General features: G+C 56.5%; 11 protein-coding genes. 5 read left to right on the plus strand and 6 right to left on the minus strand.

Annotated elements, in window-relative coordinates:
• Positions 1 to 54 precede the first annotated feature (54 nt).
• On the minus strand, positions 55 to 489 hold the full coding sequence (locus IG168_RS09340) for an OsmC family protein (protein ID WP_193164122.1): 435 nt from the start codon (positions 487 to 489) through the stop codon (positions 55 to 57).
• Between the two features lie 108 nt (positions 490 to 597).
• A complete protein-coding gene (locus IG168_RS09345) occupies positions 598 to 1,041 on the minus strand; it encodes a GNAT family N-acetyltransferase (protein ID WP_193164123.1) in 444 nt (147 codons plus the stop codon).
• Positions 1,042 to 1,049: 8 nt separating this feature from the next.
• Between IG168_RS09345 and IG168_RS09350 the strand changes: the two genes are divergently transcribed.
• Positions 1,050 to 1,625: a tRNA-uridine aminocarboxypropyltransferase gene (locus IG168_RS09350; protein WP_193164124.1), complete on the plus strand. Its 576-nt coding sequence runs from the start codon at positions 1,050 to 1,052 to the stop codon at positions 1,623 to 1,625.
• Between the two features lie 238 nt (positions 1,626 to 1,863).
• A complete protein-coding gene (locus IG168_RS09355; RefSeq protein ID WP_193164125.1) occupies positions 1,864 to 2,733 on the plus strand; it encodes a hypothetical protein in 870 nt (289 codons plus the stop codon).
• Between the two features lie 611 nt (positions 2,734 to 3,344).
• Here IG168_RS09355 and zwf read toward each other — a convergent pair.
• The 4 genes from zwf to IG168_RS09375 all read right to left on the minus strand — a co-directional run bounded on the left by zwf (position 3,345) and on the right by IG168_RS09375 (position 7,815).
• Positions 3,345 to 4,748 (minus strand): glucose-6-phosphate dehydrogenase, encoded by a 1,404-nt coding sequence (zwf, locus tag IG168_RS09360; RefSeq protein WP_193164126.1) that lies wholly within the window; start codon positions 4,746 to 4,748, stop codon positions 3,345 to 3,347.
• A 188-nt stretch (positions 4,749 to 4,936) separates the two neighbouring features.
• Positions 4,937 to 6,067, minus strand: coding sequence for an alcohol dehydrogenase family protein (locus IG168_RS09365; RefSeq protein WP_226876737.1), 1,131 nt, complete (start codon positions 6,065 to 6,067; stop codon positions 4,937 to 4,939).
• A 372-nt stretch (positions 6,068 to 6,439) separates the two neighbouring features.
• Positions 6,440 to 6,889, minus strand: a complete 450-nt coding sequence (locus tag IG168_RS09370; protein ID WP_226876739.1) for a nuclear transport factor 2 family protein — start codon at positions 6,887 to 6,889, stop codon at positions 6,440 to 6,442.
• Positions 6,871 to 7,815 (minus strand): hypothetical protein, encoded by a 945-nt coding sequence (locus IG168_RS09375; protein WP_193164128.1) that lies wholly within the window; start codon positions 7,813 to 7,815, stop codon positions 6,871 to 6,873. Before IG168_RS09375 ends, IG168_RS09370 begins: the two co-directional genes overlap by 19 nt.
• A gap of 594 nt (positions 7,816 to 8,409) precedes the next feature.
• Between IG168_RS09375 and IG168_RS09380 the strand changes: the two genes are divergently transcribed.
• Genes IG168_RS09380 through IG168_RS09390 form a run of 3 tightly spaced genes read left to right on the plus strand, consistent with a single transcriptional unit; the run spans position 8,410 to position 12,567 of the window.
• Complete coding sequence (locus tag IG168_RS09380) at positions 8,410 to 9,096, plus strand: ABC transporter ATP-binding protein (protein ID WP_193164129.1); 687 nt, start codon at positions 8,410 to 8,412, stop codon at positions 9,094 to 9,096.
• Positions 9,072 to 11,495, plus strand: a complete 2,424-nt coding sequence (locus tag IG168_RS09385) for an ABC transporter permease (RefSeq protein ID WP_193164130.1) — start codon at positions 9,072 to 9,074, stop codon at positions 11,493 to 11,495. Before IG168_RS09380 ends, IG168_RS09385 begins: the two co-directional genes overlap by 25 nt.
• A complete protein-coding gene (locus IG168_RS09390) occupies positions 11,488 to 12,567 on the plus strand; it encodes a lipocalin-like domain-containing protein (RefSeq protein ID WP_193164131.1) in 1,080 nt (359 codons plus the stop codon). Before IG168_RS09385 ends, IG168_RS09390 begins: the two co-directional genes overlap by 8 nt.
• The last annotated feature ends 8 nt before the right edge of the window (positions 12,568 to 12,575 follow it).

The following is a 12,575-nucleotide window of genomic DNA, read 5'->3' on the forward strand; positions in this document are numbered from 1 at the left end:
TCGGGCAGTGGGACCAATCGGCTGCTGCCCATAGGTTACCCTGGAATGTAGAAGTCACGAGACGGTGACCTTTGCATTCAGCGTCACTTCCGCCTTGAGTGAATTCGTCACCAGGCAATATTCTTCGGATTTCTCCAGCAGCTTATGCGCCTTCTCCGTATCTGTGCCTTCCGGCACTTCGAGTGTGGCAGTGACGGCAAAGGCGGTGAAGCAGGTGGTGCGGTCCACTCGGTCCAGGGTACCGGTGGCACTGCATTCCAGCGACGTCCATGCCAGGCCCGAGTGCTGGGCGATCGCGCGAAAAGTCAGCACAAAACAGTCGGCCACGGCGGCCACCACCAGATCCTCCGGTGACCAGCGGTTCCCGGGGCCATCAAACTGCACCGGCGCTGCCGAGGCGAGGGGTTCAACACCCTCGGTGGTCAGCGTGACTTCGCCTTCGCCCGTTGCGCGGGCGGCTACCTGATACTTGTGGGGAAAGGCGTCCATGGAGTCTCCATCAAATGAGTCAATAATCTTGGCAGGGTAGGCTCGGCCTGACCCCGCCACCATTCCGGGCCCGATACCTCACAGGCCCCAATACATGGGGGATCAGGGCTACGCCTGGTAGCGCATCATCACAATATCCCGCCCCTGCTTCTGGTAAGTATGGAAGCGATCGACAATGGCCGAGGGCTGGCCATCCGGTTCCACCTCCACAAACCCGAGCGATTCATAGAACGCCACGAGATGCCGATACGGGAAGGTGAAGGTGCTGTCGTCATAGGCTTGCGCCATACGTCCCAGCAGTAGCCGCGCCACACCGCGGCCGCGGTAGCCCTCAGCCACCGCCACCCCGGCCAGTAACTGGCTGTCGGTCAGCTTGCGCAGAGAGCCACAGGCGATAATCTGGCTCTGTGCATCGCGGATTATCATACAGGGATCGTGCCGCCGCGCTTTGCCGCGGAATTTGTGGGTGCGGTAGAATTTGTTGGCTAATGGCATCTCCGCGTCGGAGAGCCACTGGGCAGTCAAAGAATCAGTAGAAAAATCCGGATCCATATCACTCTATGCCGCGCGAAATCTGCCCAACCTGCCAGCGCCCGCTCAAGGTCTGCTACTGCAGCGCGCTGGTGCATATTCCCAATCGAATCAAGGTGCTCATCATACAGCACCCGCTGGAGCAGAAGCACCCGTTCAACACCGGGCGCATGGCGCACCTGTGTCTGGAGAACAGTGAATTGATCGTGGCGGAGCGCCTGTCGGACGAAGAGCTGGCGCAGCTGCTGAAGCCCAGGTCGGCTTTGCTGTATCCCTCACTGAGTTGGCTGCCGGGAGTGGAGCAGATGGAGCCCGGTACGCCGCAGGCAGAGGGGCTGGAACAGCTGGTGGTGATCGATGCTACCTGGCGGAAATCCAAGAAAATGCTGCATTTGCATCCGGCGCTGCAGCAACTGCCTCGAGTTAGCTTTGAAGGGGAGTTGAGTTCGAACTACCAGATTCGCCATTCGTCGCTTCCAAACAGCCTGTCAACGCTGGAAAGCATTGTTATGGCTATGCAGGAACTGGAGCCGGAGCATAACTTTCAAACCCTGCTGCAGCCCTTTGAAAAGATGATTTCACTTCAGGTCGCATCTAAAATTTGACCTCCATTCTTATCCCGCCACACACAAAAATATACCCCGCTGTACCGCAAGCGCGTCTTGAAGCGGTGATAAAAACTTCTTAGTCTTACTCCTCTAAATCGAGGGGCTCGGATGGTAGAACAGAAATACTTGCAAGTGTGATGGTGGCGCCGTCGCCACGCAAAGCTTGATAGATCCGGTTTATGGTATAAGTTCCCATGGGTTCCTCATTATATTAATTGAAAATATGGAAGTTGATATGCGCTTTGTTTTCTCTATTTTCTTGTTTTTCTTTTGTTCTGGAGTGTGTTTTGCAGAGCCCGGCGATGCACTTAGCGTGGTGGTAAAAGATTTACTCCGGGAGTCGGCCGATCCATCTTCCGACGCTCACGGAATGGCTTTGGAAGACCTGGAGGCAGCGATCCGAAAGGGGGCTAACCTACAGGCTTTATTGCATTTTGGGGACTTGGATGTTGTTAAAGTGCGGGTTAGAGCGGAAGATATTGGGTGGCCCATAAGCTATACGCTGCTTACCAGTGGGCAGAGAAGTCATATTTTATTTAAGACGGACTTTGAACCCTATGATCCGAAGATGAAAGATAATGTCGGTGAGTTTTATATAAGAACGGGTGAATTTGGCAATATAAAGATTTGTGTCGATTTCAACGATGATTCGATATGGCATACGAAGAGAGATAGTGTCGATTTGAAATGCGTTGAGTACGATGCCGAGGCAACGCCTCTTAACGCCAAAGATGGATTTTACGTGTTTGGATTTATGTGGGACAGCAAAGGCGGCTTTCGGGGGCACGATAGTGTCTTGGTCGACATGCAAGACAGAATAAAGTACCAGCCGGGACAATCTGCCACTTGTGTCTTGTATGAAGATCGAAGAATAAACAATATTACGGCCGTGGAAGATAGAGCTGAGCCTTTTATTCCCTACAAGGCGACAGACTGCATCGGCAGTGTCGGAGTTATGGCTGGCCCATTCGCGTCAGTTGATGCGCTAAACGGTTCGGTCGATGATCCCGGCTCTGGCCTGGTCGGATGGGGCAGCTACCGTATCGTGTATTGCGGACAGGGTGAGTGCACACAGGACTACGAGCAATATCAGCAAAACAAATAAGCTGCCCGTTTGGCGATGATCCCCGCGTGAGCGTCAAGCCAAGGCTTTCGGGGCGCGGTCTTTTTTTGGGGCTTTCAATGAGAAATTGGCCGGTGCTTATCTAGAATGCGCGGCTATTTCTCTCAGAAAAAAGGGTCAGTTCAACATTATGGCATTGATTTGTCTGAATGAATATCATGCCAAAATGTTGATCTAACCCATTTGCTTTTTGCTGAATTAAAATCGCGATTATTTTTCGTGCTTCGCTTCCATTTTTAAACATGGTGGTCCGCCGACGCCATCTTGTGCACACGATATTTCCGGACAGATGAGTCTGCCACATCGCTAGTCCTGCCGATGCATCTCAACCCTGTGGATTCAGGAAATTCCATATTTTTCTGCCAGCCGGTCAATATCCGACTTGGATCTGGAAGCTCTAGAGTATTTAGTTCTGAACCTCAGAGTCGACTCGCTGCTCTGGGATTGGGGTCTGATCTTTTAACTTCCCAACAGCGATCCTCCTGTCGAAGTAATTGGGGTCAGAAGTAATTGGGGTCAGAGCAAAATATTGACATGAATAGTCCCTAAGCCGTAGTAATCCAGAACGCTACGCTGGTCCTAAAATCGCAGCCTTACCGTCTCGGCGCTGGGTTATGCCAGAAGCTGTCTGGCGCGATGAGCTTATCCGCTTCCTTTGGTCCCCAGCTGCCCGGTTTGTAGCGAATGGCCGGTGGATGCGTTTTCAGCACGGGATCCACCACCGCCCATGCAGCCTCGACCGCATTATCACGAGTGAACAGCGCTCCATTGCCGGCCAGTACGTCGCCGATCAGAAGTTCGTAAGGCCCTTGCTCATCTGCGTGTTCGTCTAACAGAAAAAGCTCGCGCTGCTCCCCGATAAACTCATGTCCCGGCCGCTTGACGCGCGCCGCCAGGGCGATGGCGGCCTTCGGTGAGAGCTGGAAGCGTACATAGTTGGTGCGGCTATTCACCGGAGCGGAATCATCGAACAGGTGCTGGGGCGGGGGTTTCAGTTCCACCAGAATTTCTGCGTCTGACATGGCAAGGCATTTACCCGAGCGCAAATACCAGGGCACCCCTTGCCAGCGCCATGAATCGATAAAGAGCCGCACCGCGCAGTAGGTCTCCACGTCTGAGTCTTTCGCCACACCCGGCTCGTTGAGGTAACCGGCGTATTGGCCGCGTACAACATCGTCCGGGCTCAGCGGACGCATGGCTTGGAACACCTTGGCCTTCTCGGCATGCACGGCGCCATAGCCTTGATACGCCGGCGGTTCCATGGCCAGCAAGGCAACAATCTGGAAAAGATGGTTTTCGACCACATCGCGCAGGCAACCGGCGGTCTCGTAATAGGCACCGCGGCCCGCCACGCCGAAATCTTCGGCTAGCGTGACCTGCACACTGGCCACATTGTTGCGGTTCCATATCGGTTCCAGGAATGAATTGGCGAAGCGGAAATAAAGAATGTTCATAATCGCTTCTTTGCCCAGATAGTGGTCGATGCGAAAGATCGCATCTTCCCTAAACCTGGAGCACGCAATACGATTAAGCTTTCGCGCGGACGCGAGATCGCGCCCAAAAGGCTTCTCGATGATGACGCGCGCCTGATCGGTAAGCCCGGATTTCCCGAGCCCCTCAATGACGCACCCAAACAATTCAGGGGGAATAGCAAGGTAGTGCGCGGGACGCCGGGCGCCGTTCAGTGCTTGCTTCAGTGCCGTAAAGGTGCCGGCGTCGCTATAGTCACCAGCGACATAGCGCAGGCTGGAAAGCAATTGGTGCAGGGCCTGCGGGTCGTCGACCTGTCCGGAACTCCGTATGCCGTCCTCCGCGCGCTGGCGCAACTGTTCGATAGTCCAGTCAGAACTGGCGACGCCGACGACAGGAACCTTGAGGGCACCACGCTTAGCCATGGCATAAAGTGCCGGAAAAATCTTCTTATGCACCAGATCGCCGGTCACACCGAATAGCACCAGTGCATCGGACTTCATTTTATCGGCTTTTCCCGTGTCCATGCGTTACCGCCTTTTTATCGATACTACCGGCCAGCCTTTGTAAAGGACCATGGCAATGTGTAAGTCTAGACGCGGTGCGCCGACGGTGCGCCGACGGTGCGCCGACGGTGCGGTAGGTGCTGCGACCGTTGGGCAAATTTAGATTGATGTGCTGACACAGAATCTAGGCCTTGAATTTAGTTTCCCGTTTATGGTGGCGGCACTAACACAAAATTGCCGAAGTGTGTTTTGGCCAAAAATTCTTGTTGGGCGGCGACTATATCTTTCAGCTCGAAGGTTTGGGCAAGCAGTGGCTTTATTTCGCCCCGTTCAATGTATTCAATAAGATTCGGGAAGACCGGTTCGTCCCAGGCAGTGGAGCCGAACAGGGTAATATCTTTGAGGTAAAAGTCGCGCATATCCATCGATACGATCGGCCCGGCAATGGCCCCGGACGAGGCATAGCGGCCGCCGCGTGCCATCAACTTTAGCAGTTGCCCGAACTGCGCCCCTGCGACATTGTCGATAACAACATCCACGCGGGTGCCGTGAAGTTCGGCATTCAAATCTGATCCACGAGTGATTACCTGGTCAGCGCCCAGATCCTGGAGCAATTGCTGCTTGCCGGCGCCCGTTATGGCAACAACGTGCGCGCCCCGTCGCTTGGCCAGTTGTACAACCGCCGAGCCAACTCCGCCCGATGCGCCGGTAACCAGCACGCAATCAGTGGCCATAACTCTGGCCCGATGCAGCATGTTCTCTGCTGTTCCATAGGCGCAGGGTATGGTCGCGAGTTCGGCATTACTCCAGTCGCAATCAACTGCAAATACCTCGCTGGCAGGCACGGTGACATACTGAGCGAACGCGCCGTCGAAATCCGACGCCATCCAGATATTTTCCATTGAATCAAAGCCGTTGACACGCATGCAGGCTCTAACCAGGGTGCGCGCTCCAATCGCGAGATCGGTAACGCCTTCACCGAGTTGAACGACTTCTCCACAGCAATCGGTGCCTTGAATCAATGGAAACGGTGTTGTTGCGTTCCAGCCGCCATCTTCGATCTTTGACTCCTCAGCGCTTTCGGTTAATTGCTCCGTACCGCTCTCCACCGAGGACGAATACCAGCCGAGTCTTGTGTTGATTTCCGTATTGTTGACGCCGGCAGCCAGCACCTTGAGTAATACCTCACCCGCTGCGGGTGTGGGGATTGGCACGTCCCGATAGTCGAGTTTTTCGTAACCACCATTGCCCGTGGTGACTATGGTCTTCATGGTCGGCTGGTCACCGGTAGTGTTGAAGCGTTCCGGATCGTTTGTCAGCAGATAGCGCAGATCAGGCATGGCTGTTCCAGTGGTGTCAGGGGGATCACTTCGGGGCAAGAGCGCTTTATTGCCTGCTAAATGTAGTCGCAGAGTGAATCTGGCAGCGAAACCTTGAGTGCCATAGCCGCTCTCAAGCTGGTTTAGCGATCAAATGAGCGCCATATATCCCCCATGCGGCTGCGCGTATTTGGTCGAGCGCTTTCTGAGCTGACAGGTAACGGCAAGGCACGAATTGCAACGGATGCCGGTGAGAAGGGGGTGGTAGGGTTGGAGATTGCTGGCGCTGCATGTCTCTGCGGCGGAAAACTTCGAGAGGCGCACGGCAGCGCAGCATGTGACTGGGTGGATCAATTAACCCAACAGCTTGCTGAGGGTAGATTCACCGCATTCTCAATAATTCGCTTCGAATCGAACCCGCAATTGCCACTTTTCCCCGTTTTTGGACCAGACATCGACGACTGAAAGATCACCTTGGCCTTCTGTATGCAGGACGAAGTTGGCAACAGCATTTTCACCCACCTCATAGACCCGAAGCCCGCTAATTTGCTGTTTATGGGCGTCGGGTTTGCGACTGACAAAAGCTTCGCGGGTAAGCCGATGGTGATTGGCGGTATTAAGTTCGAAGAAGGGACTCAGCCGGGCGAGTAGGACGGACTTGTCCCCAGTGGCCTGCGCCGTGAGCAGCTCATTTTCCAGGCCGCTAAATACCATCATATAGCGCGTCTTTACGTTGACGCCCTTGCTATTGACTGACGGGGGTTGCGCTGCAAATACGGGAGTGAACCAGCCGAGGCTGGTCACTCCCATAATCAAGATGCGCTTTAGTAAGACAGTGCGCATAGTCCACCGAAGTCGTTTACCCAGTTTTGCTGGAGCAGCCAGTCGCGGCCGCCCAGGGATACGTTGGCGGTAGCCCCGTTACCGGTCGTGTAGGTGCTGCCAAAGTCCCAGGCACATTTATCGGCATTTTCGTAGCCGCGGCGGTCGTACCAGGCATTCAGTTCCGGGTCGGTAACCGCTTCAGACAGCTCGTGATAAATGATACTTGCCATGGCATCGGCGCCACCGTCGTTGTTCGGCGACGGATTGTTGACACCGCAGCCCGAAGGGGCCTGGGTTACAGGGTTGCCGACGAAGGAGTATTTGATGGTTTGGCCGTTAATGGTGCCCTTGTAGTGCCAGCCACAATACTGGGTGCCGAAACCACTGGTTTCCTGAACATCAGGTGCGGTCAGTACAAAGTAAACAGCATTGATATCTGTGCCCAGGCCGAGGTTATTGATCGCGTTGGCGACGACGCTTTCAACAGCCGCATCATCCAGGGAGTTGCCGTAAGAGCCGCTATCGTAAACCTGACCAGCCAGCTGTACGCTATTTGAAACGTGCTGGTTCGAGCCGTCGTAGTAGCTGGTATTGATATTGTAGATGGGGGAATCAGACAGGCCGGTAATCAGGTCCGGCAGGATAGTCTGGGCGCTTGAGTAGCTGCTCCAGTCGCCGTACCAGATATAGTAAACATTGGTTGTGCCCAGCATTACCGGGCCGCCATTGTAGTTAATACCATTGCCGCGGCCACCACCGCCAGGTTTGGCATTCCTGGATGCTTCTTCCGAGTGGACATGGCTTGGTGGTACCAGTTCCCCAAAGCCTTTGCCTGTCGGGCGGTACACCGAGTCGCCGTCAGTTTTGATGGCGCTGGCCTGACTGGCAGCGGCAATTACGAGGCCGGCCGTCAAAGCAGCAATAGAGGTAAGTTTGAATTTCACGTAAAAATCCTCAGCTAAAGTTCAATTTTTATTTTTACATCCGAGGTACATATTTTTTGGAGACGGCCATACTGCGGCCGATCGATTGATCGTAGAAAGTTATTGGTCTTTTACGATACTTTTTAAGCAATACGCCTGCAGAAAATTGTCGTCAAGAAATTAATTTTTAACTTTTCTGTAATAATGAGAGGTGTAGCAGGATCAGCTAAAACAGGGGGGATTGTTCAGTCCGAAATTTATCTGGCGGAAGCACTGCAGGGCGAAAGCTTTGTTTGTGCTCGGCTTTCGTTTTGGCTTTTTATGTTTTGTTTGTTTTTTCAAAAAACGGAGCAGTCTGCCAGCGCCTTTGTGAAAATTTTGTAAAAACCTTCTGTATTAATTGGCGCGAAAATCTGCATAAGAATACTATCATCAGTTTCTGCTTTTGTGATGGTTGATTGTTTTGGGTGACACTGGGTGGGGTTTCGAGTACTAGACTTGGCGATTAATAATTCATCAATGCTGCCGTCGATGGTCTTTCATTAGGAATACTCCAACTGGTTTCCTTGTGCGATAAACTAGCCGAACATGTCCATAAGGCAGCCCCGGTAGACTATGAATGACGTCCTGATTCAGGCGCGGGATCTCAACAGGTCCTACCACAATGGTCGCGAGCAGATCAGTGTGCTGCGGGGCTTATCCCTCGAGCTTCGACGCGGTGAGGCGGTGGCGGTGATCGGACCTTCGGGCTCGGGCAAGAGTACGCTGCTGAATTTGCTCAACGGTCTGCTGCCGCCCGATAGCGGTGAGCTGCGGATATTCGGCCGGGCGCATTCTGAACTGACCGACAACGACTGGGCCGAATTGCGCCGCACTCGAATTGCCACACTGTTCCAGGACGGCAACCTGATCCCCACACTCACGGTTTCCCGCAATGTCGCATTTCGCGCCGGACTCGCCGGCCTGCAACAGCACAACGGCGAGGCACTGCTGCAGCATCTGGGCATTGCCGACACCGCACACCGTTATCCGGATCAGCTTTCCGGCGGCCAGCGGCAGCGTGCGGCGCTGGCTTGTGCCTTTGCCATGCAGCCAGAACTGATTCTGGCCGACGAACCCACCGGTAGCCTCGACTATGCAACTGCCCAGCGGGTGGCGCCGCTATTTTTCGATGCCATCCGCGAGCGTGCGCTGGGGGCGCTGATCGTCACCCACAACCCGGAGCTGGCCCAGCGCTGCGACCGGATTCTTGAATTGCGGGAAGGAGCCCTGCGCCCATGGGACTCGGCACAGTCTTCCTAAGCCATTACCGCCGCCACCCCGGTCAGCTGGCCGGGCTGCTACTGATCCTGGTTTGCGCCGCCATGCTCTGGAGCGGGGTCCGCTCACTCACCGGTTCTGCGGAGAATGCCGTCGCCAAGTCCCGGGCGGCGCTGGAGCCATTGCTGACGGTTGAGCGCGTGGATGGGCGCCCCCTGACGGTAGAGGATTTCGCGCGGTTGCGCCGCGCGGGGCTCTGTGCGTCGCCGCGACTGGAAGTACGCTTTGCTACTGACACGCCGGATGTGATCGGGCTCGATCCTCTCAGTGCGGCTTGCCTGCGGCAGTACAGTGCGCAAGACAGGCAGGGCGAGGATTCAGGTGCGGCGGTGGCGAAGAAACTGATTGCCGCACTTGACCGACCACTGCTGCTTGGCGGCGCCGCCGATCTTTCGCGCTGGCAACGGTTGGCGCTGCCGGGTACCGAGGATTTTGAGTTCGAGCAACTCGACGGGCTGCCGCGCGGGCAGCTGTTTGCCGATATCTCTGTGGCAGCGGAGCTGGCCTCCACCGGGCGCAGTAAACTCGCGATTCTGTTGCCGGCGTCGGCGCTGCAAAAGTCGGTGCTCCCCGCGGGTTACCGCACACAGGTTGAAGACTACGGTGTGGAGCCAAGCCCGCTGGTGAATGCCTTTCTACTCAGCCTGGATGCCCTTGGTGCGCTGGCACTTTTGGTGGCGGCGCTGCTGGTGCGCAGCGTATATCGCTTTGCGTTGGAGCAGCGGCGCCGCAGTCTGGTGATACTGGTGCGCCTGGGTGTGCAGCCCGGCAAATTGCGCCTGGCGCTTATCGTGGAAGTTTTGTTGGTCGCTCTGATTGGCGGCAGCCTGGGGCTCTGGCTGGGCGAACGCCTGGCGTCGGCGATGGCGGATGGCTTCCAGGGCACGCTCTCGAGTCTCTTCAGTGTCGATACCCTGGCGAAGAGCTCGCCCAGCACGGAAACCTGGCTCGGCATGGTGCTAATCCTGGTATTGATCGTTGGCTGGGCCTGCCTGGATCTATTACTGCAGCGGCGGGATCAATGGGGCGCGGCAGATTCGGGGGTCGGGACGGGCCGGATAGCGACCCGCAAATGGCGCATCGTTGTCGCGCTGTTTCTCGTCGCGGCGTCGCTTCTAGTGTTGTTGTCGAGCAGTACGTTGTCGCTGATATTCGCAGCCACCATGGGCTGCCTGATCGGCGTCGGCATGCTGCTGCCGGAATTGTTGAATGCCTTGCTGGCGCGAGCCGAGCGCCACTGCCAGCAGCCGTTGCTGGAGTGGTCCTGTTCCGAGATGCGCGCGCTGTGTCGGCTGTTGAGCCTGCCACTGACTGCACTGGCGTTTGCCATCGCCACTGCCATTGGCGTGCAGGCAATGGTTACCGGCTTCGAATCGACCTTTGCCCGCTGGCTCGACCAGCGCCTGCAGGGCGATCTCTATCTGGACCCCGGCGAGGTTGTGGCAACGGAGGAGTGGAAAGGGCGGTTGCGACAGCTGCCCGGCGTCACTGCGGTATTGCCCATGTTGCGGGGGCGGGCCCTGTTGGAATTATCGCAAACAACGGAATCACCGGCGGACGAACTACCTGTGGACGTGCTGGCGGTCGATCCCGCCTCACCGCTATTGCAGGATTGGCCCTTCCTGTCAGCGGTGGCAAGCCCCTGGACGGAATTGCCCACTCGCGGTGTGTTGATCAACGAGCAGCTGGCGCGCAGGAAGTCGCTGGCGGTGGGCGACCAAATTCGTTTTCGCCTCGGCGCCGAGTTGCAGTCGCGGGAGGTAATTGGTATCTACGCCGACTATGGCCGGCCCGAGGGTGAGCTGATGCTGCCGCTTGCGCTGGTTCCGGACTCGCTGCCCAATCGTTATTCCACCTTTGTGTTGGGCGTGGATGACCTCGACAAAATCCCCTGGCGGGAGTGGCCGGAACAGTATCCATGGATGGCCGGCAGCCGCCTGCGGGATCAGGCAGGACTGAAACGGGCCGCCAACGCTGCTTTTATCCGTACTTTTCAGATGACCAAGATGCTGAACGGGCTGACGCTGGCACTGGCGGGTACCGCACTGGCACTGATGGGGCTAGTGATATTCCGCCTGCGGCAGGGGAGTTATACCTTGCTGCATGTTTACGGTGTGCCGCGCAAACGCCTGCGCCGGCGCCTGATTGCGCACAGTATGCTGGTGACCGGCCTGCTGGCACTGCTGGCGACGCCGCTGGGAGTTTTCCTCGGTTGGGTGCTGGTGGCACGGGTCAATCCCGCCGCCTTCGGCTGGGCGCTGCCGCTGCATCTCTATCCTGGATTCTGGTTGCAGGTGTGGCTGGTGTGCCTGCTGATCGGCGCTTTTGTCGGATTGCTGGTGGGTAACCCGGTGAGGCTGGAGACGCTGAAGAATGAATAAAAAAAAGAATAGTCTCGGCCGCCTATTGTTACTGCTTATGTTGCTCACCGGCTGCGCGAAAGACGATAGCCATGAGTCTTCTTTCACTGCGCTACGCGATCCGCCCGCAGGCTTTAAACAGGCTGCGCCGGGAATGACCGTGCGTCTGCCGCAGGATATGGGTGCGCATCCGCAATACCGCCTGGAGTGGTGGTACCTCACCGCCAACCTGCACAGCGCCGATGGACAGCAGTTCGGCGTGCAATGGACCCTGTTCCGAAATGGTCTCCACCCCGGGCCCTTCAAAGAAAAGGAACCGGGATGGCAGCGTAATGAAGTCTGGCTGGCCCACGCCGCCCTGAGCCGTCCCGACGATCACCATTTTGCCGGCCGCGGCGCTCGTGGCGGTACCGGCCAGGCTGGTGTTGCGGCGCAGCCATTCAAGGCCTGGATCGACGACTGGCAGCTCGATGGCGTCTCAGCGGATATCTGGAAACTTGTGGTGAAAGCCGAGGACTTCAGTTACCGGCTGCAATTGCGGCCGCAATTACCACCCGTCATGAACGGCGAGCAGGGCTTCAGCGCCAAATCCTCCGGTGGCGGTGGCTCGATGTATTTCAGTTATCCGTACCTGGCTATCGAAGGCGAAGTGGAAGTCGGCGATGAAAAGTTCGAGGTGAGTGGACAGGGCTGGTTCGACCGGGAATGGAGTAGCCAGTACCTGAACCCGGACCAAAAGGGCTGGGACTGGATGGCTCTGCACCTGCAGGACGGCCGCCACCTGATGGTCTTTCGCGTGCGCGGCGCGGAAGACTTCTATTCCGGCACGCTGGTATCAGCCGATGGCAGTGCCCGAACGCTGGATGCACAAGAGTTCCAACTGCAGCCGATCGAATACCGCGACAGTCGGTTTGGAGAGGTGCCGGTAGTGTGGCGCTTGAAAGTGCCGTCGGCGCAGCTGGATCTTGAAGTCCGATCCTGGCCCGGTGACTACTGGAACCCGGGCACGTTGCGCTATTGGGAAGGGCCTGTATCGATTAGCGGCAGTCATACCGGCGAAGGCTATCTGGAAATGACGGGGTACGGCAGCTGAGATTTCCT

Origin of the sequence: Microbulbifer hainanensis (genome assembly GCF_014904735.1) — a bacterium.
Classification (GTDB): domain Bacteria; phylum Pseudomonadota; class Gammaproteobacteria; order Pseudomonadales; family Cellvibrionaceae; genus Microbulbifer; species Microbulbifer hainanensis.